Below are 23,858 nucleotides of genomic sequence, written 5' to 3'. Positions count from 1 at the left end.
TTATACCGGCAGGGCTTTTCTTGTTTTTGACTTGTCTAAAGAGATTTCAGGGATAAATCAGCGTAATACGCTCCAACAGATGGATATTCGACTTTCTCCAGCCGCGACCTGCCATCAATTCTGTCCGTCACTAAGCCACTCATTGAACCAACGTTCCCGGACCTTTTCCGTACGAGAATACCATCCACTTGCAATACGAACGACATTGCTGGAACTCGTCGATGTTGATCTTGTCATGTATGTCAGCATGGACACATTGGACTTCTCGTGCAATCCGATGCGTCTGATAGAGGAACTTCGAGTCGGACTGTAGGGAATCCGGTTCGAGAAATCAGCCATCTTCTGCGTGCCTGTGACATACCGGACAAATTTTGCCGCCGCGTCCTGATTGGGTGAGTCGCGAAGTATTCCCCAGACTCCAAATTCCAGCAGATGCCCGTCCTGAATCACAGAAATCGCAGCGTCATGATTCATTGTCGCCTCAAAGAATCGCCCGTTATAGCCCGACGCCATGACGACGGTTCCATCTCCCAGCAGTTGTGGGGGTTCAGACCCGGATTCCCACCAAACAATATGGTCCCGAATCTGGTTCATACGACGCGTAACCAGATTCAATCCCCGTTCCGAACTGAGCAGTTCATAGATCTGTTGGGGCGGAATGCCATACGAGAGCATTGCCCATTCAAGAATGGCTCTTGGATGGCGTTGAAGGGCACGTTTGCCTGGAAATCGATCAAGATCGAAAAAATCAGCGATAGAACTCGGTTTTTCCTCCTTGAATGCACGCTCATCGTACGCCACGACTGTCGCATACTCAATATGCGCAATGCCACAGGCAAGCCATGCATCTTCGATAAAGTCGTCTTCAGCTGATGTACCGTCCGCGGCACCCTCAAGCATTGAACTGTCCAATTCGACAAGAATCCCTTCGTCGCAGGCCAAGAGCGCATCGGACTCGACAAGATCCGCCACGTCAAATTCGAGACTGTCTTTGCGGTCATGCAGCAACGGTTCGATTCCCCCAGAATAGGGATGCAGAACCACTTCAATTCCGGTATCTTGCTCGAATGGATCGAATAGTGCCACACGCTGCGCGCTTTCGTAAGCGCCACCCCACGAGGTAACCGTCAATGTCTGCTCATCCTGAGCGAGCGCAGACCCGCAAACCCAGAGCGCAAGAAGGACTGTAAGTTTCCTATAGAGATTCATTTTCTTCTTGCCGGAGACGTTGAATTGTTGCCAGATAGGATCGGATCACATCATAGTCCCACACCACACCGAGCAGTTTCCGGTCGGTCGATGACACAACTGGTGCGATATCGGCGGTAAAAGTCTTGAAATCCTCGACAGCTTCACGCATGTTGGTCAATTCCGTGAAGACCAGGGGGTTATGTTCGATTGTGTCGTTGATCAGGCATTCCGGAGTGTAGTTGCCCAAAGTCTTGGCCTGTACGATGCCGACAAACACGCCGTTTTCATCTGCAACAATGCCCTCGTCGTACCAACTGTGATCCAGTTTTTCCCTGACTGCTGCCACGGTCTCATCCGGACGCAGTCGAAGAAAGTTCTCGTGCATGAGGTCGCTGACCTTCTGATAGACAGTCAGCGCGTTTGTTCGCCCTAAAGACAGGTCAAATCCTCGCTGACGCAATTGAATGTCAAAGAACGAACGGCCGAACAGTCGATAGGAGATCAGATTGGAGAATACAACCGCAACCATCACCGCAATCGCGAGATCGTAGTTGCGTGTCAGTTCGAACACGATCAGAATGGTCGCCAGCGGAGCGCCGATGATTGGACTGGCCGCCGCCATCATCCCGCAGACAGCATAAGGGATGATGCCCGAGTGGCCGATCGCCGTGAAATCATCAAGAATTCCGCCGCAAAGCGCACCAAACAAAATTCCAATCAACAGAATCGGACTGAATACGCCGCCAACAAAACCGAATCCCAGACAAATGGACGTCAACACGATCTTTGCGATGATGAGCAATGTGAGCTCACCCAGCCCGAAAGCATGATCGATGGTGGCAAATCGCAGGGTGGTGCTGCCGATGCCGAGCACATCCGGTATCCAGATTGCGACCAGACCGAGGATGATTCCGGCAATCATCGGACGGAATTGGATCGGGATATCGGTTCGTTTGATCAAGTCGTTGCAGGCCAGGATGCCTTTGGCATAGACGATAGCCACAATTGCGCTCAGCACACCGATCAAAGCGAAAAACACAAATTCATAACCGAACTGGATGCCTTCGAATTGCACCAGAAACAGAGCCGGTCGGTTGAACATGACATTGGCAACGACATAACCAACCGCGGCAGCGACCGCCGTTGGCGCGAACACCTGGATGGAATAGTGTCTGAGAATCACTTCATGAGCGAAAACCAATCCTGCGATCGGGGCGTTGAACGCGACCGAGATGGCTGCGGCCACGCCGCTAGCGATGCTGATTGCCTGCAGATTGCGTATGTCAATATTGAGTTTGGCCGCGACCGCACCGACAATGGTGCCTAAGTACACCAAAGGTCCGTATTGGCCAGCCGATGCACCGGTTCCCAGTGAGACGATGGCCGCCAAGGTGGACATCAGTCCATCCCGGGTCGACTCCCCCGTACTGTGTGTCTGCGCCATCCAGATTGAATCAGAAGGGCCCAAACCGCGTCGCACCCTGATCATGTAGCGCACAATCAGCCCGACAGCAAGCCCTCCAAGCGTCGGGACCAGCACTGTGGCGATGTTCAGAAACAGCGTGTCTTCCGAATGCTGAATCCGCGCACTTGGTGATATCAGCAGATTTCGATTCAGCCAGAGAACCGCTTCGACAAAAGACAGCGCCAGCAGGGAAACGACCGCGCCAATGATAGAACCCAGCGCAGCAAGAATGATGATCCTCAGACCAATCGTCTTGATATCGTTCCTAGTGACAGTGACTGTCGCCACGATATTCCGGTTCCAATTCGGTGATTATCTGCTCAGTCAGAGAATTTCCAGAACCTGTTCCGGCGGGCGTCCTATCGCGGCCTTGTCTCCGCTCACGACTACAGGGCGTTCAATCAGAATGGGATTCTCGATCATCTTTCTGATCAGCACATCATCCGCCAAATCAGGATTACCGAGATTTTCCGATTTGTAGACCGGCTCGCCCGTACGAATCAGATCTCTGGGCTTCATGCCCAGTGCGTCGAGAATCTTCTGCAGGGATTCAGCCGATGGAGGAGTCTTTAGGTACTCGACGACGATCGGGTTACAGTTCTTACTTTGCAGCAGTTGCAAGGTAAGCCTGGATTTCGAGCATCTGGGGTTGTGGTAAATCGTTACATCCATGGATCAATCCGACTTTCATCGGGCAGTTTTTTAAGTCGCCATTGCGTGGCCTGTTGCACGTGAATTATTTTAACCTGTTTTCCACAGTGAGTTGTTCGCTTGAAGTTGTGGGGTTTGTGAGACGGGCAGGTGGGGTAGAACTCAAGACATTCGCTTATCCCAGGCAGTCCTGTGAGGAATACGCAACCATTCATTTGCAGGTAAAATAGACTTGTCAGAAAACAACTGTCTGGGGAAAAGTGTACCAGTCGAACAAATCCTATACAGGCGTCCCAACCGTCCCAACAAGCCGACACGGCGGCAAGATACTTGCTGATCAGCTGGCGGCTCAGGGAACTGAAGCTGTATTCTGTGTCGCCGGCGAGTCGTTCCTGCCGGCCTTGGACGGGTTGTATGACCAAAGCGGTATCCGGACTGTCTCGTGCAGACACGAAAGCGGGGCCGCGATCATGGCCGAGGCGTGGGGAAAAATGACCGGCCGGCCGGCGGTGGCATTTGTCACTCGGGGACCCGGAGCGACCAATGCCTGTCTGGGTGTGCATATCGCCTGTCAGGACTCAACTCCCATGGTTCTCATGATTGGGCAGGTACAGCGTAGCTTTATCGATCGCGAAGCGTTTCAGGAAATTGACTTTCGAACCATGTTCCGTCCCCTGGCAAAATTGGTGGAACAGGTTGATGACACCTCGCGAATTCCGGAATATGTCAGTCGTGCGTGGCACACTGCGATGTCTGGCCGCCCGGGGCCTGTTGTGCTGATTTTCCCCGAGGACGTGCTGTATGCCCAGGAACAGGTCGAAAATCTTCCGGCCGCCACATCGAATGATGCACAGGCACCGCAAGACACGGCTGATCTTGTCGCGGAATTCCTGCATGCCGCACAGCGTCCATTGGTTATCGTTGGTGGAGGGGGATGGAGTGAGACCTGTTGCGCTCATCTGACTGAATTTGTCGAGCGGAACAATCTGCCTGTTGTCGCGGAGTTTCGTTGTCAGGATTACATTGACAACCGACATCCGAACTATATCGGTGATCTTGGAATCAGTACCGGTCCGAGGCTCGCCGAAATGATGCGGGAATGCGACCACATCCTATGCATCGGGGCGCGCTTGGGAGAATTGCCGACACAGAAGTACTCTCTGGTCGACTCCCCGAAACCGAACGCGGCATTTTTTCATGTTCATGCGGACGTCGGAGAATTGGGCCGGGTCTTTTATCCAAGTGTCGCAGTCAATTCGTCATCCGGTTCATTCATCGCTCGGTTGCGACATCTGAGCATTCGCAATCGCGACCGATGGCGCGGTTGGACTGAACGCGGCCGCCAGCATTTTATCGATCACTCAACCAAGCTTCCGGATAGTCCTGTCACCTTGAACGAGCAGGCGATCCGATGGCTGAGAGACTATTTGCCGCACAATGCGATTATCGCGAGCGGGTCAGGCATCAGCAGTGGCGTCCTGCACCGATACTATTACTATGGCGCGAAATATCGAACGCAGTTGGCGCCGGCAACGGGCTCAATGGGTTATAGCGTGCCGGCAGCCATCGCAGCCAAGATGTGCGCCCCGGAAAGAAAGGTGGTTTGCATTGCGGGCGATGGTTGTTTTCTGATGACAGGTCAGGAAATGGCAACAGCTGCGATGCTGGGACTCGACATCACATATGTCGTAGTCAACAACGGGGTGCTCGGAACCATCCGCAAATATCAGGAATCCCACTATCCGGGTCGGGTGATAGCCACTGACCTGGTCAATCCGGACTTTTCCACATTTGCCAGGAGTTTTGGCGCACAAGGCTATTTGGCCACGAGCTACGACGAATTTGTCGAGGCCTTTAAGGCAGCCGACAGCGACGGTGTGATGTCGCTGGTCGAACTCTTGCTCGATCGCGACCGCTACGTGGATTCCATGGTGGGATAAACTCCCGTTGCCAATGAATACAGTGGTGTCATCGCTTTTCGACCTGTCCGGAAAAACCGCATTGATCACAGGTGCCTCAAGCGGTATCGGACTGCACTTCTCGCACACTCTGGCCGCAGCCGGTGCAAGGGTTTTTCTGACCGCGCGTCGAACCCGACAGTTGCAGCAGGCTGTCGACGAAATCCAGGCGGATGGAGGCAGTGCAAGTTGGCTTAAACTCGATGTGACCGACCGTGCAAGTGTTGAGGCCGCGTTTGCGGACGCAACCGCGCAAAGCACACGAATTGACATCGTGGTCAACAATGCCGGGATCGCTTCAAGTGAAAACGCGCTGGACGTGACTGAAGAGCGCTGGGATGAAGTCATTGCCACCAATCTCAAAGGCGCATGGCTGGTCGCGCAGCAGGCAGGGCGTTGCATGTCTGCAGACAGCAAGGGCGGTTCAGTGATCAATATTGCGTCCATACTCGGCATACGCGTCATGGGTGGAGTCGCCCCCTATGCTGCGGCAAAAGCCGGGTTGGATCATCTGACAAGGCTGTTGGCTTGTGAGTGGGCGCGTTTCAATATCCGCGTCAATGCCATCGCGCCCGGCTATGTGGTTACGGATATCAATCGGGATTACCTCAATTCCCCGCTGGGAGAAAGAGCACGAAAACGAATCCCGCAACGACGCTTTGGACAGCCTGCACATCTGGATGGCGCGATATTGCTGCTGGCATCCGATGCCTCCTCGTATATGACCGGCAGCACAATCGTTGTAGATGGCGGACATCTTCAGTCTTCAATGTAGGGAGCGAATCACAATGGACTTTGAATTGAGCGCAGAGATCATGGACTACCAGCGTAGAATCCGTGACTTTGTCAACACATACATCATCCCGATTGAATCAGCACCTGATGCCTACGATGAGGGTGAGAACATTGCCGACAAATACTTTCTGCCTCTAAGGAAACAGGCGAGGAGTGAGGGGCTTTGGTGTTTGCAGATGCCAAAAGCTCTAGGCGGCGGTGGTCTGTCGACGGTTGGAATGGCTGCCTGCTATGAGGAAATGGGGCGTTCAATATTCGGACCGGTTGTATTTAACAGCGCGGCACCTGATGATGGCAATATGATTGTCCTTGAGCGATTGGGTACGCCGGCCCAAAAGGAACGTTGGCTGCAGCCGATCATCGATGGGGATGTCCGGTCGGCGCTTGCGATGACAGAACCGGCGCCAGGGTCGGGATCGGACCCTTTGGGCATGATGCTGACAACTGCGACCAAGTCCGGTGACAAGTGGCGGATTCACGGGCATAAGTGGTTCATCACCGGTGCCGGAGTCGCTCAGCATTTTATTTTGCTGGCACGCACGTCCGACCACCCCCGAAAGGGACTGACAGCATTTCTGTTCGATCGGGATGATCCGGGCTGGGAATTGATTCGACGGGTACCGATCATGGGACCTGAAGAGCATGGCGGGCACTGTGAGCTGAAGTTCGATGGTCTTGAGATTCCCGATGAGAACAGACTGTTGGAAGTGGGTGACGGAATGAAAGTCGTCCAGATGCGATTGGGTACCGCCAGACTCACACATTGCATGCGTTGGCTGGGATTGAGTCGCCGCGCGCTGGAAATTGCCGGCGAGTATGCCGCCGACCGCAAGGCGTTCGGCAAACTGCTGACCGAACACGAAGGTGTCCAGTGGATGCTGGGTGAAGCAGCAAGCAAAGTACATGTCGGCCGGCTGCTGACAATGCACGCGGCCTGGAAACTGGCTCAGGGAGATTACGCTCGCAAGGAAGTGTCGATTGCGAAAGTCATGGTCGCTGACACCCTGCATGACGTGGTCGACACAGCGATACAGATGCTGGGCGCGAAAGGTTATTCGAAAGACACCGTATTGCAGTGGATGTATCGCTACCAGCGTCAGTCGAGGCTGGTCGATGGTGCTTCTGAAGTGCACAAAATGGTATTGTCGAAGTTCTACATGAATGAAGGCGATGAATTCTTCAGATGGGGCGTGTGACAGCAGCGATGGATTAGTCGCCGCAATCGGATTATGTTGGAAAACGTATCTTTAGACGACAAGTACAGCAAGGATTCCGGTCGGATCTTTGTGACCGGGATTCAGGCTCTGGTGCGCTTGCCGATGCTTCAGTCTGGCCTCGACCGCGCTGCCGGACTCAATACCGCAGCGTACATTTCTGGCTATCGCGGCTCCCCGCTCGGAGCGCTTGATTTGCAGCTATGGCAGGCGAAGCCATTTCTGGAGCGTCACAATATTGTTTTCCAGCCTGGAATCAACGAGGATCTGGCCGCGACCGCAATCTGGGGAACCCAGCAGGCCGAACTCGACGGTGCCGGACTGCATGATGGTGTTTTCTGTATCTGGTATGGGAAAGGACCCGGGGTGGACCGTTCCGGCGATGCGCTGCGACATGCAAATCTGGCAGGAACGTCGAGACACGGTGGCGTCCTGGTCGCCATGGGCGATGATCATGCCTGCGAATCGTCGACTACCGCCCATCAAAGCGAATATGCGCTCGTCGACGCCATGATTCCGATTCTCAATCCTTCCGGCGTGCAGGACATTGTGGATTTTGGCCTTTACGGATGGGCGCTTTCCCGCTATTCAGGCTGTTGGGTCGGGCTGAAGTGTGTTCATGATACGGTGGAGGCGTCGGCTTCAATTGTGCTAGACAGGGATCGTGCCGGCTTTGTCACACCTGAAGACATTGTTCTGCCATCGGGCGGCCTGAACATCAGGTGGCCGGATACGCCACTGCAGCAGGAACAGCGCCTTCATGAGCACAAACTGCCTGCCGTCCAGGCGTTCTGGCGGGCGAACAGCCTGGACAGGATTGTGATGGATTCGGCACATGCCAAAGTGGGAATCGTAACAAGCGGAAAATCGTACTCTGACGTTCGAAGGGCGTTGAAAGAGCTGCATATCGGCGAGGATGAGGCCGCAAGACTAGGCATCCGTCTGTATAAGATCGCACTCAGCTGGCCGTTGGAACAGCAGGGACTGTCCAGGTTTGCCGAAGGCTTGAGCAAAATTATCGTTGTCGAGGAAAAGCGAGGGCTGATCGAGGATCAGATAAAGACCGTCCTCTACGGACGTGCCAATGCGCCCGAGGTGGTCGGCAAGTCGGACGTTGAGGGTCGATCGCTTCTTCCGTCTACCGCCAGACTCAACGCAATGCAGATTGCCGAGGTGATCGGCCGGCAGGCGCTCACCCATATCCCCTCGGAAGAACTCAGACAATCGACTGAACTTGTCTCATCCCGGATTGGGCGGGAAGTCGACTTGGCACCGATTCAACGGGTGCCGTACTTCTGTGCCGGCTGCCCGCACAATACGTCGACCAAGGTACCTGAAGGCAGTATCGCACTTGCCGGAATCGGATGCCACTATATGGCGCAATGGATGGATCGGTCGACTGCGAGGTTCACCCAGATGGGAGGGGAAGGCGCCAGTTGGATCGGAGAGAGCCGGTTCAGCAAGCGGAAACATGTTTTTCAGAACATTGGAGATGGTACTTACCTGCACTCGGGACTTCTTGCGATCCGGGCCGCGGTCGCCTCGAAAACAACCATGACCTTCAAGTTGCTTTACAACGATGCGGTGGCGATGACCGGCGGTCAGCCATTCGATGGTCCGCTGACAGTCACCCAAATCGCCAATCAGTTATTGGCTGAAGGTGTGAATCACGTGGCGGTGGTTACTGATGATGTTGAAAGCTGTCGTTCCCGAAACAGACTGCCTGACGGTGTCAGCGTGAGTGATCGGAGCGAATTGGACCAGATCCAGCGCCAGTGCAGGGATGTTCCCGCAGTGAGCGCCATCATTTATGACCAGACCTGTGCGGCCGAAAAACGCAGACGCAGAAAACGCGGCGAGTATCCGGACCCTCCAAAGCGTGTATTCATCAATACCGAAGTCTGTGAGGGTTGTGGCGATTGCGGGGTCCAGTCCAATTGCGTTGCGATTGTTCCGCACGAAACCGTATTCGGTCGCAAACGAAGAATCGACCAGTCTGCGTGTAACAAGGATTACTCCTGTGTTGAGGGCTTCTGTCCGAGTTTCGTTACCGTTCATGGTGGTCAGCCGCGAAAGCCTGCAGTGAACATAGGTTCGCAGTCATTCGACCCTTCGAATCTGCCCGAGCCGGTCGCGTCCGAGATTGATGGGGAATACTGCATTGTCGTGACCGGTGTAGGTGGAACCGGCGTGATTACGATTGGTGCAATCCTGGGTATGGCAGCCCATCTGGCCGAACTCGGATGTTCGGTGCTTGACATGACCGGGCTGGCCCAGAAAGGCGGATCTGTTATCAGCAATCTGGTGATTGCGAATCACCCGGACGAAATCTCTTCCACACATGTCGCCAGCGGTGGTGCAAATCTGATACTTGGAGGGGATCTTGTTGTCGCGGCGAGTGAGAAGGTGCTGTCAACAGCTGACTACGGGAGCACAACTGCCGTTATCAACGACTACGAGATGATGCCTGGCGAGTTTGCCAGAATCAGTGATCTGAAATTTCCCGGTTCGACGCTGAAAGAAAATATCGAGAAAGTCGTCGCAAGCGCCAATACCGTAATTTTCAATGCCAATCGATTCGCGGACCAGCTGTTTGGCGATACTATTGCGGCGAACATGATGATGGTTGGCGTTGCGATACAGAAAGGTTGGATTCCGATTCCACTTCAGGCAGTGGAACGGGCGATCGAACTCAATGGCCGATCGGTCGAGATGAACAAGCTCGCGCTGCATCGCGGCAGGCAACTGGCAGCAAGTCAAGACGATCTGAAGCGCGAGATCACGGCTTCCGGGAATGACGCAACGCCGGCGCAGCCTGAGGAACTGTCGCTTGAGGACATCACCCGCCATCGGTCTGAATCGCTGGTCAGATATCAGGATGAAGCGTATGCGAAGCGCTATGCAGACCTCGTCAATGCTGCGGATGAAGCAGAGAAGTTACGTACTCCCGGCATGAATGGATTTGCAATGGCCGTGGGGAGGTATTACTACAAACTGCTCGCTTACAAGGATGAATATGAGGTTGCGCGACTTTTTACCGATGGAAGATTCAGAAAACAGCTTGAAGCCGGTTTTGAGGGTGACTATAAGATTGAATTTCATATGGCGCCGCCTGTGCTGGCAAGAAAAAGCGGTATTACCGGTGTGCCCGCCAAGTTATCATTTGGCTCATGGCTGGAAGGATTCCTTGCATTCCTGGCGAGAATGAGGTTCCTGAGGGGGACACCGTTTGATCCGTTCGGAAGGTCAGCGGATCGACGGATGGAGCGTCAACTGATATCGGATTATGAGGAACTTGTGCAGGAACTGATTCAGTCCATTGATGTTGAGAACCATCGAATCGCTGTAGAATTGGCGAGTTTTCCCGAGTCGGTCCGGGGGTTTGGACATATAAAGAAGCGACATGTTGAAGCATCACAGAGTCGAATTGAAGAGTTGTTGGCTGCGTTCCGAAGTGACGAGACGAAACCCGAAGCGGCCTGAACACAGTCAGGAGACATGAATGAAGACGGGCAGAAGCAAGACTGAATTTCTCTGGCAGGATCCCTTTCTGCTGGAAGAGCAGCTGGACGAATCGGAGCGGATGATTCAGGATTCTGTGAGACGATACGCCCACGATGCGCTGATGCCGCGAATTGTGCAGGCGAATCGAAGTGAGGTTTTTGATTCTGCGATTGCAGCTGAAATGGGGGAGTTGGGATTGCTGGGCTCAACCATCGATGGATTTGGCTGTGCGGGACTCAGTTACGTCAGTTATGGGCTGATTGCAAGAGAAATCGAACGCGTGGATAGCAGTTATCGTTCCTTTCTCAGTGTACAGTCATCTTTGGTCATGTATCCGATTCACAGGTTCGGGAGCGATATGCAGCGCGAGCGGTTTCTGCCGGAATTGGCAAGCGGACGCCTGATTGGCTGTTTTGGGCTGACCGAACCGGACCACGGATCTGACCCCGGCAGCATGACAACCAAAGCCCGCCAGGTAAAGGGCGGATATCTGTTGAATGGCGAAAAGACATGGATTTCAAATGCACCGATTGCGGATATTCTTCTGGTTTGGGCAAAAGACGACGAAGGTGTGATTCGGGGATTTTTGCTGGAACGGGGCTCATCGGGTCTTGAGACACCAAAGATCGAGGGGAAGTTCTCACTGCGAGCGTCATCAACCGGCAGTATTGCAATGAATGATGTGTACGTGACAGATGAAATGGTATTGCCGGACGCATCGGGACTCAAAGCTCCTTTTGCATGCTTGACAATGGCGCGCTACGGCATCAGTTGGGGTGCGCTCGGCGCGGCTGAGTTTTGTTGGCATGCGGCGCTGGAGTATTCGATGAATCGCAGGCAGTTCGGACGCCCCATCGGTGCCAATCAGTTGATTCAGAAAAAACTGGCAGACATGCAAACAGAAATTTCACTGGCCATTCAGGGTTGTTTGCGTGCCGGACGCCTGATGGAACAGGGAAGGGCGCCGCACGAACTGATCAGTATGCTGAAACGTAACAGCGCCGGCAAGTCACTAAAGATCGCGCGCGAAGCCAGGGACATTCATGGAGGCAACGGAGTGTGTGATGAATATCACGTGATTCGCCACTGCATGAATCTCGAGGCTGTCAACACATATGAGGGCACTCATGACATTCATGCCCTGATTCTTGGCAAATCCCAAACAGGAATTCCTGCATTCAACTAACTTACAGGTAAAGCTATGGTCGCAAATATTCGGGACAAGAGCCTATTTCGTGAACAGTGTTACATTGACGGACAGTGGGTGAACGCCGACAGTGGCGACACGATCACTGTGAGCAATCCTTCAACGGGAAGAGCGATCGGCTCGGTCCCAAAAATGGGTGAGGTGGAAACCGCAAGAGCGATAGACGCTGCGCACACAGCATTTCAGTCGTGGCGAAAGACTACCGCCAAGGAACGCGCAGTGAAGTTGCGCAAGTTGACCGACCTGATGATGGAAAACCAAGAGGATTTGGCGAGGCTGATGACGCTGGAGCAAGGCAAACCGATGACGGAAGCCCGAGGCGAGGTCGCCTATGCAGCATCATTTTTTGAATGGTTTGCAGAAGAGGGCAAACGCATGTATGGCGATGTCATTCCCAGTCATCAACCCGACCGTCGAATTGTCGTGATCAAGGAGCCGGTCGGTGTATGTGCGGCGATAACGCCATGGAACTTCCCCTCTGCAATGATTACCAGAAAGGCAGGTCCGGCGTTGGCCGCAGGTTGCACGATTGTGATCAAACCGGCTAGCGCAACCCCATATTCTGCATTCGCTCTTTGCGAATTGGCACAACGGGCTGGAATACCGCCCGGTGTGATCAATGTGGTTACGGGATCTTCCAGTGCGATCGGTGCAGAACTGACATCCAGTGAAAAAGTACGGAAGCTCACCTTTACCGGCTCAACTGAGATCGGAAAGATACTGATGAGGCAGTGTGCGGGTACTGTGAAGAAAATCTCCTTGGAGTTGGGCGGCAACGCGCCGTTCATCGTGTTTGAGGATGCCGATATTGATGAAGCGGTTGTAGGGGCAATGCAGTCCAAGTATCGCAATTCCGGCCAGACGTGTGTTTGCGCCAACCGATTGTTGGTGCACGATCGGATTTATGACGAATTCTCAGAAAAACTAAGTGCTGCGGTCAATAGCATGAAGGTCGGTGACGGATTCGGCGAGGGGGTTGATCTTGGGCCGCTGATTGATGTTGCGGCCGTGGAAAAAGTTGAGGCGCACATAACCGATGCGGTCGGGAAAGGGGCCTTGGTCGCTGCCGGTGGAAGCCGCCACGCCCTGGGAGGCACTTTCTTTCAGCCGACAGTACTCACCGGAGTCCAGGTCGGCATGGATGTTGCCAATGAAGAGACGTTTGGTCCCGTCGCGCCGCTGTTTCGCTTTTTTGATGACGACGAGGCTGTATCGTTGGCCAACGATACAGAATTTGGTCTTGCGGCCTATCTTTACAGTCGGGATATCGGGAGAATCTGGAATATCTCCGAGGCGTTGGAGTATGGGATAGTCGGTATCAATACCGGAATCATTTCGACCGAAGTCGCACCGTTTGGAGGCATGAAGGAATCCGGAATCGGGCGCGAAGGATCGAAATATGGATTGGACGAGTACGTCGAGATCAAATACCTGTGCATGGCAGGAATTTGATCGCATTCACAGCTGTCACTGCAGGATGAAGAACGACTTGTCACTGCATCGATCAGTCGATCCGTTTGAGTTGTTCGCATCATGGATGGATGATGCGATCAATGCCGGGATGATGGAACCCTTCGCAATCACGTTGGCTACTGTCGGTGGAGATGGTCGACCCTCTGCCCGGCAAGTGTTGCTGAAAACCTACGGCGAATCCGGGTTCGAGTTTCATTCCAATTACGGGAGTCGAAAGGCAAACGAGTTGCAGGAAAACCCTTATGCCAGTCTCGTATTATGGTGGGATAAACTCTATCGACAGGTACGAATTGAGGGTCGGGTCGAAAAATTATCGGAGCAAGAGTCCGATGAATACTTCGCGACACGGCCGAGAGGCAGTCAGATCAGTGCGTGGGCTTCACCGCAAAGTGAGGTCATTGAGAGTTTTGAGGAATTGGAAAGTCGAGTGTTGCAAATAGACAGGAAGTTCGCGGACAGTGCGGTACCGCGACCGCCCGGATGGGGTGGATTCAGACTGGTTGCGGATCGCATCGAATTCTGGCAGGGGCGTGCTGACCGGCTGCACCAGCGGCTTTGCTTTCGAAGTCTATCCGACGGATGGACGAGTGAGTGGCTCGGTCCCTGATCAGCCATGACAGACAAGTTGGGTCGCAAATTCCATAAATCTGGCACTGAATGTGATTTGTCGTGGATTCGTGGACATGGGCCATACGGCTTTGTTTTGGTTTACAATGCAGAAAACAAGTGAACATCCGTCTGTCAATGACGGGATGAATCGATAATCAACTACAAAGAAGGAGTGAAATTGTGTTGAAAGGTATTTATTCGAAATACATGTCTATCCTGACAGTGGCTTTTGCCGTTGCGTTTCTTTTCATGGCGAATGCCCATGCCGAAGGGGTGCTCAAGGTCTACAACTGGGCTGAGTATATCGGCGAGGATACGATAGCGAACTTTGAGAAGGAGTATGGAATCGAAGTAACTTACGATAACTATGATTCCGTTGAGACAGTTGACGCCAAGCTATTGGCCGGGAGCACCGGTTATGATGTCATCAGCCACTCAAGTTCTGCCGTAGCCAGACTGCTTCCCGCGAATGTGATTCAGAAACTGGACATGTCCAGACTGCCAAATATGAAGCACATGAGCGAGAAAGTTCTGGAACAGATTGCCAGGCACTGGGACCCGAATAATGAATACATTGTGCCTTACATGTGGGGCACACACGGTGTCACCTACAACGAGGAGTTGGTTCGCGAAGTGTTTCCGGATGCGCCGATCGGTTCGATGGACTTGATTTTCGATCCTGCGAATATGGAAAAACTTGCGCAATGCGGCGTTGCCTTTCTTGACTCGCCCACCGACATAGTCTCGATGGCATTGGCTCATCTTGGACTCGATCCGGGTTCATCCAACAAGGCAGATTTTGAGGCAGCTGAGGAGTTGCTGTTGAGTATCAGGCCCTATATCAAGACTTTTGACAATTATGCATACATCAGGATGCCGGAAAAGGAATTCTGTGTAGCCGTAACGTGGGGACCGGACGGGTTGTTTGCCCAGTCTGCTGCGGAAGAGTCGGGTCAGGATATCGAACTGAAATTCTACGCTCCGCCGGGAGAAGGCAAGGCGAATATCTGGGTTGACGGCTGGGTGGTGCCATCGGATGCCGAAAATCTGGACAATGCGTATCTGTTCCTGGATTACATGATGCGACCGGAAGTAGCGGCTGGCGACAGCAATTACACCTGGTATGCTTCTGCCAATGAATCGGCGAAGGAATTGATTGATCCTGTCGTTACCGGAAGTGAAGCGGTCTATCCTTCGGATGAGGCGGTTGCCATGATGTATCCGCTGAAGGTGTTAAAGCCGAAGTTGGAACGGGTTCGAACTCGGGTTTGGACCAACTTCAAGACTGGCAATTGATCAAGATTCGCTTGAACTGAACCATTCGCATCGATCACGGAATCCGCAAGTACGGAAGTCCACGGATTGGTGCGAATGAATTTTCATGCGCAAGGTCGGGTATTGCCTCAACTCCTGTGAAAAATGAATCAACCAACTGATACCAGTAAACTGTTCTCAGACCAGCCATGGCTTGATCCTGATGCGGAGCCATTCGTCAGGATACGGGGATTGACCAAGACATTCGGTTCGTTTACAGCCGTTTCGGCGGTGGACTTGGACATCTACGAGGGCGAGCTGTTTTCTCTGTTGGGAGGCTCTGGTTGCGGCAAGTCAACCTTGTTGCGGATGATGGCTGGATTTGAATCACCAACTTCCGGAAACATCTCGATTGATGGCGTTGATATGGCAAACATCCCGCCATACAAGCGTCCGGTCAATATGATGTTCCAGTCCTATGCGTTGTTTCCGCATATGACTGTGGAAGGAAACGTTGGCTATGGGCTGAAACAGGACCGTATCGCGAAAGACGAAATTGAGAAGCGGGTCGCGGAAATTCTGGCCATTGTTGAGCTGACTCCGTTCGGCAAGAGAAAACCACATCAGTTGTCCGGTGGACAGCGTCAGCGAGTTGCATTGGCGCGTGCGCTGGTCAAGAAACCGAAGGTGCTTCTGCTTGATGAACCTTTGGGTGCGCTGGACAAGCGGTTGCGGGAGCAAACCCAGTTCGAGCTGATGAATATCCAAGACCGGCTTGGAATCACTTTTATCGTAGTGACCCACGATCAGGAAGAGGCGATGACGCTGTCGACCCGGATTGCGGTCATGGATCAGGGGCAGTTTTCGCAGATTGGCACACCAACAGACATTTACGAATACCCGCAGTCACGATTTGTCGCAAACTTTATCGGCAGTGCGAACATGTTCGAGGGTCGAGTCGTCGAAAATGGCGACAATCACGTAATCGTCAAATCCTCGCACGGAGAAGTTACGTTCTATATCGACCATGGTTCTGAGGTTCGGGAGAATATCGGTGTGTCGATCGCCCTGAGGCCTGAAAAGATCACCCTTACCCGGGACATTCCCGAAACAATCGACAAATATAACGCAGTCAAAGGCATTGTCGATGATATCGGTTATCTGGGTAATTTCTCGATTTACAAGATTCTTCTGGAAAATGACAGGGTTATCGAGATCACCCATCCGAATCAGTCGAGACCCCGGGATGCCAGGCATCTCGCCGAGTGGGAGGATGAAGTAATGCTCAGCTGGGCTCCCTCAAGCCCGATACTGCTGACCAAGTGAGGAAACTGCAGAAAAATTTCTGTTGATGGCGAGGTAAACCGGTTTGCTTGACAGGTTCAGAAGTCTTGGGGAGTCGGCAAGAGCATGGCAGTCCGCCATTGTGGCAGTGCCGTATTTCTGGTTGCTGATTTTCTTTCTCGTTCCGTTTTTCCTCGTTCTGAAAATTAGCCTCGCGGAGTACATCGTCGCGAGCCCGCCGTTTTCGAAACTGATTCAATTCGGCGAAGAAGGGCAGCTGTATATCACCCTGATATTCGACAATTTCTTGTATCTGTGGGAGGATGACCTTTATTACAAGACTTATTTGAATTCCCTGAGAATTTCGATTATCTCCACGATATTGTGCTTGTTGATCGGCTACCCGATCGCTTATGGAATCGCCCGGTCTACCCCGACTGTGAAGAAAGTTCTGCTGCTGATGGTGATACTTCCCTTCTGGACATCATTTCTATTGAGAGTGTACGCGTGGATCGGTTTGTTGGCGGACCAGGGAACAATCAACGATCTGCTGATCGGACTGGGGATTATCGATCAGCCGATCAAGATGCTGTACACGGATTTTGCGGTATTTGTGGGTATCGTGTACACCTATGTACCGTTCATGATTTTGCCGCTGTTCGCGAGCATCGAGAAATTGGACCTGACAGTCCATGAAGCGGCAGCGGATCTCGGCGCAAGACCATTCACCATCTTTCGTACGATCACCATACCGCTTACTATGCCCGGTATTGTTGCCGGTTCATTGCTTGTATTTATCCCGGCAACCGGTGAATTTGTGATTCCGGATCTGTTGGGCGGCGGCAATGTTTTGATGATCGGCAGGGTGCTTTATGGGGAGTTCAATCTGAACCAGGACTGGCCCGTTGCGTCAACGGTAGCGATAGTTCTGCTGTTGCTATTGGTCATTCCGATGATGATCTATCAGCACTATCAGGCCAAGGAAGCGGAATCAGAGTGAGCAGATCATGAACGCGAGAAAAATGCCATTTATCTTTTCGATGCTATGTCTGGGATTCGCATTCCTGTACATACCGATGTTTCTGCTGATCTTCTATTCCTTCAATGCTTCGCGATTTGTTCCGGTATGGGGTGGTTTCTCGGTAAAGTGGTATGTCACGCTCTTTCAGAGTGAGGAAGTATGGAACGCGGTGTTCCTAAGTCTCGAAATTGCCGTCATGAATGCGACATTCGCGACGCTTTTGGGCGCTCTGGCCGGAATTGCCATGGCACGTATCAGAAAATTCCGAGGGAGAGTGCTGTTTTCTGGAATGATTTCTGCGCCATTGGTCATGCCGGAGGTGATCACAGGCCTGTCATTGTTATTGCTGTTCATCACCATGAGCGAGTTGATCGGCTGGCCGACAAGAGGAATCACTACCATTACGATCGCTCATATAACTTTCTCCTTGGCCTATGTCGCGGTGATTGTTCAGTCCAGGCTTGTCGGCGTCGACGAGTCACTGGAGGAAGCTGCACAGGACCTTGGGGCAAAGCCTTATCGGGTACTGATCGATGTCACCATTCCGCTGATCGCCCCGGCGCTGGTCGCAGGTTGGCTTCTCGCATTCACACTCTCACTGGATGATCTGGTCATTGCCAGTTTTGTTTCAGGACCGGGAGCGAATACATTGCCAATGCTGATTTACTCGCGTGTGAAATTGGGACTGAAACCCGATGTCAACGCGTTGGCTACAATCATCATTCTGATCGTAACGATTGGCGTGATCATCGCAGGTCTGATCCTGTCCCGACAGGAAAAACAGCGAGTACGTGACCAACAGATGGCTGATGCCGAGAAGTATGACTTCAGTGAATCTGCGAGGTGACGGAGATTGACTCGTTGAGCTGCTTCACGCGCCCGGATTCGGGTTGTGAGGCAAGTTTTGCGACGGGAAGGTGACCCTGAATGATATTGTGGAAATCTCCGACACCGGTCTCAGCGGTTTCGGACAGATTCCACCTCGGAAAGACTGAAGAATTCAGTCCCTCCTGGATTGTGTCCATGTATGCCTGGTCCTCACTATCTGTAGTCTTATTGATCCGTCGGTTCAGATAGCGCGACAGGCGGACCGCCCTGCGGTCATCCGCAAGGGCGTAGGCTCTCGAAATGACTCTCGTATTCGTCAGGTCAACAGGCATTGACATGTAGATTTCCATCATGTCAGGATATAGTGCGAAAACCAGATTGGGAAACAGTCCGAAATACATCCACAGATCCTTTTTGTCTTCTGGCAAGTGGGCAAATTCGGGCAATAGGTTTCGATAGTTCCTCACACTCCATAAATTGCCGAAATCCGGGTTGAACCTGCCGTAGGAAACAGGAATGCCATCAACGCTGGTGTCGACGTAGTCTTTTCCGTACAGCTGGTGAAGCGTCGGGTGGCCGATCGGAACGTGATACCCCTCATTGTCTATATCGTGGAAAACTTTCCAATTGACCGGGTAGACTTTTTCCTCGGCGTTTTCGTATGGCTTCATGCTGTCCAGCCGATAGGGACTCACTTGTGCCTCAATCGGTAACAGAATCTCCCTGAGAGATTGCCCTTCGGGGACAAATCGAACAAAAATGAATCCATTCCAGATTTCCAGGTCAAGGGCGACCAGTCCGTGATCTTCAGGATCAATGTAAGGAAAGCCTTCTTTCCCGGGTATGAATGTGAGTTTTCCATCCAAATCGTATCGCCATCCATGGAACGGGCATATCAGGGCTCGGGGACATCGCCCCGCACCCTCCAGAATCCTTGAGCCGCGGTGTCGGCAGATGTTATGAAACGCATTGATTGCCCCGTTTTTGTTTCGGATGATCAATGCCCTTTCGCCAAACCCCTCGAAAGTGAGGTAATCGCCTTTTTCCGGCATGTCAGACACATGACCAACAAGCATCCAGTTGGGCTTGAACAACCGTTCAATTTCCAATTCAAGAAATTCTTCGTTCTTATACGTCCACGGAGGGAGAAGATCTACGGTATTCTCTGTTGCTGTCGAATCAGCGGCTGTTCCGGATTCTTCCGTTACACGACCGACGAATCTCTTACAGGTGGACACCGCCTTCGTTGTGTCGAACACCCCATCTTCGTACAATGCCTGTTGCCACAGCGAATCGATCATGCCTTGAAGAGCCAATGCAAGTGCAATAACGTCCGCGTTCTGGATGGTTGAGGTGTCCAGCAGTTCGGCAAAACACTCGCGAATCATCCGATCTTCTCGTTTGTCACTTGTGCCACAAATTTCCCGATATTCGTCCCGCGCCTGGCTCTCACTCCAGAACGCATACCAGACGGCAACTTTTTCCTTGACGAAAATGCGTGGATCGAAACTTCCTTCAATGTAAGCGTGTAGTTTTTCCGACGGCGAATTCGCTCTGCCGTGTCGCTCATCCATGACAGCAGTGTATTCCTCGTTTAGATAACCAAGGGTATCGATCAGAAGCTGATTCTTGGAATTGAAATGAAAATTCACAATTCCGGGTGACAACCCGGCTTTTGCAGCCACCTTGGCTACGGTCGTGCCCGAAAGACCGCTTTCTGAGATAGTTTGGATCGTCGCATGAATCAACTGTTCGCGACGATTGGTAGAGTTGTTCCAGGCCTGGTTCATATTGGAGTGCATGATGTGTTATCACCGTTGGACTTATACAATCATTTAATAATATTAAACGATTATACAGTGCCTGGGATTCCAATCGAAGAGAATTTTGCTGTTTTCGCTGAAGTGGCGAAGTTGTCGAGCCCATTCCGGGGCACGAATATTTGCAGGAATCTGGTCGTCAGGGTGTCTGTCGGGTCTCACCCAGCCTTCGTGCGCCCTCAACCGTCCTGAGGCTGCCGGATTGAACATCATAGATGTAGCCATGGATTGAGATCGCTTTTGATACGAGTGGATGATTTGCAATCAGTTCAACATCGGATCGTACTGAATCGTCCAAGTCTGAGATGGTAAGCCAGCCTGCAGTCAGCTTGGGGTCGGCACCGTGTCCGATTGATTCATTGACCCATTTGTCGTCCTTTTTGACGGCCGGTTCCAGGCTTTCTGCGAAAAGTTCGCTGATCTCCCTATCTGTAACGCCTGCCATTCCGCACTGTGTATGTTGAATTACGAGCCAGTCACGGGTGCCGAAAAACTTATAGGAAACCAGCAATGATCGAATGGCATCATCACTGGCCCTGCCACCGGCGTTACGGATGACGTGAGCATCACCGAGACTGAAGCCGGCAATCTCAAGCGGACCGATTCGGACATCCATACAGGTGAGAATGGCAACTTTCTTTTGCGGCGTTCCGGGCAAGTTTTTCCTGTCGCCAAATTTGCTGGCGTACGAAGCGTTCGCTCGCAGCACAGCTTCCGCGACTTTGTTTTTTGGAGCCACTTTCGATTGGGACTAGACGATGGAATATGCGACTATGGCCGAATCAATCGGACAATGTATGCGTACTTCCAAGGTGCTTCGACTCCACCGCATTGCGGCGGCTGGTCCTGTCGGAATCAGTTCAAACGAGCCAATGAGCTGTTCACGCATTGTTCGCGGATTTCAGGTTTGCGTGCACAGTATCCAATGCTGATTCGAGTGCATCAAACAGATCATTGATCTGTCGGTCAGTGATGATCAGCGGCGGGCAGATTCCGACGGTATCACCTGATGGCAGTGCGCGAACAATCAACCCATTTTCCAGACATTGCTGGTACACTTGAAAAGCGACTTTCATTTCAGGATCGAAGGGTTGCTTTGTGTCCTTGTCGGCAACCAGCTCAACTGCGCCGATCAGCCCCTTGCCGCGGGCTTCTCCGACCAGCGGATGCGTCCCAAACTCCCGCAATCGATTCTGAAATGGAACCATGACTTCCCTTACATGAGCGAGCATGTTGCGTTCTTCGTAGATCTTGAGCGTCTCCAATGCGACTGCCGCACCTACCGGGTGTCCTGTATAGGTAAACCCGGTTCCGAAAACACCAAGTCGCGCACTGGCCTGTGCGATTGCCTGATAGATCGGCTCAGAGATCATCGTCGCACCGATTGGGATATAGGCCGACGAAATCTGCTTGGCACAGGTAACAATATCGGGAACGATGTCGTAGGTATCGCAACCCCACGGATTGCCAGTTCTGCCAAATCCGTTGATCACCTCATCTGCAATCAGCAACACATCGTATTTCTTCAATACTCTCTGAATTTTCTGAAAGTAGGTCTTGGGAGGGGGAATGACGCCACCGGCACCCATGAGAGGTTCGGCTATCAGCGCAGCGACCGTATCTGGTCCCTCAGCGATAATCAGTTCTTCCAGTTCCCGAGCCCGTCGATCTGCAAACTCCTCTTCGGATTCTCCCGGTTCACCGCATCGGTAATAGTGGGGTGTTCCGGTCTGCTTGAAACGCTCAAGTGGCGCATCAAAAGCTTCCTGAATTGTTGGGATTGCGGTCAGGCTGGTGCCGACAATGGTGACGCCGTGATAGCCCTTTTCCCGGGAGATTATCTTTTTCTTCTCGGGCCTTCCCAATGCGTTGTTGTAATACCAGGTAAATTTAACTGCAGAGTCGACTGCTTCGGAACCGGATGTCACGAAATAGGCTTTTGACATGGATGCCGGAGCGACTGAAAGAAGCTTGTCCGCCAGTTCTGCGACAACCGGTGCCGTCCTGCCCGCGAAACTGTGGTTGTAGGGCAGAGTCTGCAGTTGGCGGGTCGCTGCGTCGACAAGTCTCTGTTCGCTGAATCCTAAAGAAGTGCACCAAAGCCCGGCCAGTCCCTCAATGAATTTTCTGCCATGCTCGTCCCATATATAGATTCCTTCACCTCGAACGTAGGTCTTCGGTCCAATCTGTTCATGTTGGAGAAGATTTGTATATGGGTGCAGGTTCGATCCGATATCCTTTTCGGCGATCGTTTTTTGCTGAGTCTGGATGTCTTGCATCGTAGCGGTTTGAGCCATTTTGTCACCTGTGTTTCGATCGGGAGTCTGCATTATAAGCCCAGACAGTAAGCTTTGGCAGTCTTGGGCGGATGTTTTCCCATGCCATTTTTTCGAGCCAATTTATCTGATTGCCGGCAGTCAGGAAAATTGATTTCAATCCTGTTTATAGTGTCCATTATCGAGCATGTCCGACAAATTCATTGAACAGATTCGTTCGAATCTCTGCATTTTCGCGTACGCAGCCGATCAGCGGCATACATCTGAAATCAGGAAGGCGCATCAAGGCAAAACGATTCACCCTTTGAACTGCAACGACTCGCCCGATCCGACAACCGGGCGAGTCGTTGGCGAACAGTACTGCGCAGACTGCTCTGACGCTGTCTGATGACTCAGGTATTGCCCGACTGCGCTTCTTTGCTTCGGATGTTATCCCTGATTAGCGCTTTCAGCAGCCCCACACCCATCAGTATCAATACCAGTGTGAAGGGAATCGTTCCGACAATCATGGCAGATTGGATTGCTCTCAATCCACCTGCGAGCAAGAGAACGCCAACCACTGCAGTGAGTGCGATACCCCATATCAGAATGTGTTTCTGTCCGGTCTTGACGTGTTGGTCGCCGCCCGAATTGATGGTGTTGATCACCAAGATCGCGGAGTCGGCCGAAGTCACCAGATAAGTGAGCAGCAAAATCACGATCATCAACGACATCAGTGTAGCCAACGCCGGGGACAGCATGATATTGATGACTTCGTAGAGTTGATACGTCAGGTTCGCGCCGAAAATTTTCCCTTCAGCGGCACCGCTCAACTCCAGGTCGATGGCTGTGCCACCAACAAAGGTGAACCAGATGAAGCACATGATTGACGGTGCAACAATGGCACCGAGCACGAATTCCCGGATAGTACGGTTTCTTGAAATTCGAGCGAGGAAAATTCCTACGAAGGTTCCGAATGCGATCGCCCATGCCCAAAAGAAGACTGACCAACCTGTTTGCCATCCGCCAAGTTCTGTTGACGGGTCCCATACGGTTAGTGTCAGGGCGGGCAAATGAATGATGTAACTGAAGATGCCTTTGCCCAGCAACTCAAACGCAAACATGGTTGCTCCAAATATCAGGAAAAATCCCAGCAATGAAAATGACAGCACCATATTGGTGTTGCTGAGCCACTTGATTCCCCTGCCGACTCCGGATAGTGCTGAGCCAGTAGACAATAGCATGACAACCACCAAAGTCATCAACAGCGCTCCTCCCTGAAATCGCGTTAGAGCATTATTTTCGCATCAACAGCCCGATTCTGGCGTA

Annotated in this window: 18 protein-coding genes; 11 read left to right on the top strand and 7 right to left on the bottom strand. The window is 52.3% G+C overall.

From position 1 onward, the window contains the following. Positions 1-114: 114 nt before the first annotated feature. Genes OXI60_04510 through arsC form a run of 3 tightly spaced genes read right to left on the bottom strand, consistent with a single transcriptional unit; the run spans position 115 to position 3,328 of the window. Positions 115-1,209 (bottom strand): extracellular solute-binding protein, encoded by a 1,095-nt coding sequence (locus OXI60_04510; GenBank protein ID MDE0309080.1) that lies wholly within the window; start codon positions 1,207-1,209, stop codon positions 115-117. Continuing rightward, complete coding sequence (locus OXI60_04505) at positions 1,196-2,944, bottom strand: chloride channel protein (GenBank protein ID MDE0309079.1); 1,749 nt, start codon at positions 2,942-2,944, stop codon at positions 1,196-1,198. Before OXI60_04505 ends, OXI60_04510 begins: the two co-directional genes overlap by 14 nt. A 36-nt stretch (positions 2,945-2,980) precedes the next feature. Next, on the bottom strand, positions 2,981-3,328 hold the full coding sequence (gene arsC, locus OXI60_04500) for an arsenate reductase (glutaredoxin) (protein MDE0309078.1): 348 nt from the start codon (positions 3,326-3,328) through the stop codon (positions 2,981-2,983). Between the two features lie 239 nt (positions 3,329-3,567). Between arsC and OXI60_04495 the strand changes: the two genes are divergently transcribed. The 11 genes from OXI60_04495 (at position 3,568) to OXI60_04445 (ending at position 18,473) form a co-directional block, all read left to right on the top strand. Further along, complete coding sequence (locus OXI60_04495; GenBank protein MDE0309077.1) at positions 3,568-5,247, top strand: thiamine pyrophosphate-binding protein; 1,680 nt, start codon at positions 3,568-3,570, stop codon at positions 5,245-5,247. 13 nt (positions 5,248-5,260) lie between these two features. Then, entirely contained in the window at positions 5,261-6,040 is a 780-nt protein-coding gene (locus OXI60_04490) for an SDR family NAD(P)-dependent oxidoreductase (protein ID MDE0309076.1), read from the top strand. A 13-nt stretch (positions 6,041-6,053) separates the two neighbouring features. Next, entirely contained in the window at positions 6,054-7,256 is a 1,203-nt protein-coding gene (locus tag OXI60_04485) for an acyl-CoA dehydrogenase family protein (protein MDE0309075.1), read from the top strand. Between the two features lie 33 nt (positions 7,257-7,289). Continuing rightward, entirely contained in the window at positions 7,290-10,757 is a 3,468-nt protein-coding gene (locus OXI60_04480; GenBank protein MDE0309074.1) for an indolepyruvate ferredoxin oxidoreductase family protein, read from the top strand. Between the two features lie 19 nt (positions 10,758-10,776). Beyond that, positions 10,777-11,964 carry an acyl-CoA dehydrogenase gene (locus OXI60_04475; GenBank protein ID MDE0309073.1) on the top strand — a complete coding sequence of 396 codons (1,188 nt, stop codon included), beginning with the start codon at positions 10,777-10,779 and terminating at the stop codon, positions 11,962-11,964. 15 nt (positions 11,965-11,979) lie between these two features. After that, on the top strand, positions 11,980-13,437 hold the full coding sequence (locus tag OXI60_04470) for an NAD-dependent succinate-semialdehyde dehydrogenase (protein MDE0309072.1): 1,458 nt from the start codon (positions 11,980-11,982) through the stop codon (positions 13,435-13,437). Positions 13,438-13,462: 25 nt separating this feature from the next. Further along, positions 13,463-14,065, top strand: a complete 603-nt coding sequence (pdxH, locus tag OXI60_04465; protein MDE0309071.1) for a pyridoxamine 5'-phosphate oxidase — start codon at positions 13,463-13,465, stop codon at positions 14,063-14,065. Between the two features lie 182 nt (positions 14,066-14,247). After that, the gene (locus OXI60_04460; GenBank protein MDE0309070.1) at positions 14,248-15,363 is read left to right on the top strand and encodes an extracellular solute-binding protein; all 1,116 of its coding nucleotides are present in this window, start codon (positions 14,248-14,250) and stop codon (positions 15,361-15,363) included. 123 nt (positions 15,364-15,486) lie between these two features. Then, positions 15,487-16,647, top strand: coding sequence for a polyamine ABC transporter ATP-binding protein (potA, locus tag OXI60_04455; GenBank protein MDE0309069.1), 1,161 nt, complete (start codon positions 15,487-15,489; stop codon positions 16,645-16,647). Between the two features lie 43 nt (positions 16,648-16,690). Beyond that, on the top strand, positions 16,691-17,605 hold the full coding sequence (locus tag OXI60_04450) for an ABC transporter permease subunit (GenBank protein ID MDE0309068.1): 915 nt from the start codon (positions 16,691-16,693) through the stop codon (positions 17,603-17,605). 7 nt (positions 17,606-17,612) lie between these two features. Then, complete coding sequence (locus tag OXI60_04445) at positions 17,613-18,473, top strand: ABC transporter permease subunit (GenBank protein ID MDE0309067.1); 861 nt, start codon at positions 17,613-17,615, stop codon at positions 18,471-18,473. Here OXI60_04445 and betI read toward each other — a convergent pair. The 4 genes from betI to OXI60_04425 form a co-directional block, all read right to left on the bottom strand. Beyond that, positions 18,454-20,256, bottom strand: a complete 1,803-nt coding sequence (gene betI, locus OXI60_04440; protein ID MDE0309066.1) for a transcriptional regulator BetI — start codon at positions 20,254-20,256, stop codon at positions 18,454-18,456. The two genes, OXI60_04445 and betI, sit on opposite strands and share 20 nt — an antisense overlap. Positions 20,257-20,413: 157 nt before the next feature. Then, entirely contained in the window at positions 20,414-21,013 is a 600-nt protein-coding gene (locus OXI60_04435; GenBank protein MDE0309065.1) for a carbonic anhydrase, read from the bottom strand. Between the two features lie 142 nt (positions 21,014-21,155). Continuing rightward, on the bottom strand, positions 21,156-22,571 hold the full coding sequence (locus OXI60_04430) for an aminotransferase (protein MDE0309064.1): 1,416 nt from the start codon (positions 22,569-22,571) through the stop codon (positions 21,156-21,158). Between the two features lie 371 nt (positions 22,572-22,942). Then, entirely contained in the window at positions 22,943-23,791 is an 849-nt protein-coding gene (locus OXI60_04425) for a BCCT family transporter (protein ID MDE0309063.1), read from the bottom strand. Positions 23,792-23,858: the final 67 nt, after the last annotated feature.

It is taken from the genome of Acidiferrobacterales bacterium (genome assembly GCA_028820695.1).
GTDB lineage: Bacteria > Pseudomonadota > Gammaproteobacteria > Arenicellales > JAJDZL01 > JAJDZL01.
This window is presented reverse-complemented; position numbering and strand designations above follow the sequence as displayed.

What these genes read in the sequence shown, in the direction of transcription:
- OXI60_04510 (MDE0309080.1), bottom strand. Translation starts at nt 1,209, where the DNA reads ATGAATCTCTATAGGAAACTTACAGTCCTTCTTGCGCTCTGGGTTTGC.
- arsC (MDE0309078.1), bottom strand. Translation starts at nt 3,328, where the DNA reads ATGGATGTAACGATTTACCACAACCCCAGATGCTCGAAATCCAGGCTT.
- OXI60_04490 (MDE0309076.1), top strand. Translation starts at nt 5,261, where the DNA reads ATGAATACAGTGGTGTCATCGCTTTTCGACCTGTCCGGAAAAACCGCA.
- OXI60_04485 (MDE0309075.1), top strand. Translation starts at nt 6,054, where the DNA reads ATGGACTTTGAATTGAGCGCAGAGATCATGGACTACCAGCGTAGAATC.
- OXI60_04480 (MDE0309074.1), top strand. Translation starts at nt 7,290, where the DNA reads ATGTTGGAAAACGTATCTTTAGACGACAAGTACAGCAAGGATTCCGGT.
- OXI60_04475 (MDE0309073.1), top strand. Translation starts at nt 10,777, where the DNA reads ATGAAGACGGGCAGAAGCAAGACTGAATTTCTCTGGCAGGATCCCTTT.
- OXI60_04470 (MDE0309072.1), top strand. Translation starts at nt 11,980, where the DNA reads ATGGTCGCAAATATTCGGGACAAGAGCCTATTTCGTGAACAGTGTTAC.
- pdxH (MDE0309071.1), top strand. Translation starts at nt 13,463, where the DNA reads ATGAAGAACGACTTGTCACTGCATCGATCAGTCGATCCGTTTGAGTTG.
- potA (MDE0309069.1), top strand. Translation starts at nt 15,487, where the DNA reads ATGAATCAACCAACTGATACCAGTAAACTGTTCTCAGACCAGCCATGG.
- OXI60_04445 (MDE0309067.1), top strand. Translation starts at nt 17,613, where the DNA reads ATGAACGCGAGAAAAATGCCATTTATCTTTTCGATGCTATGTCTGGGA.
- betI (MDE0309066.1), bottom strand. Translation starts at nt 20,256, where the DNA reads ATGCACTCCAATATGAACCAGGCCTGGAACAACTCTACCAATCGTCGC.
- OXI60_04430 (MDE0309064.1), bottom strand. Translation starts at nt 22,571, where the DNA reads ATGGCTCAAACCGCTACGATGCAAGACATCCAGACTCAGCAAAAAACG.
- OXI60_04425 (MDE0309063.1), bottom strand. Translation starts at nt 23,791, where the DNA reads ATGACTTTGGTGGTTGTCATGCTATTGTCTACTGGCTCAGCACTATCC.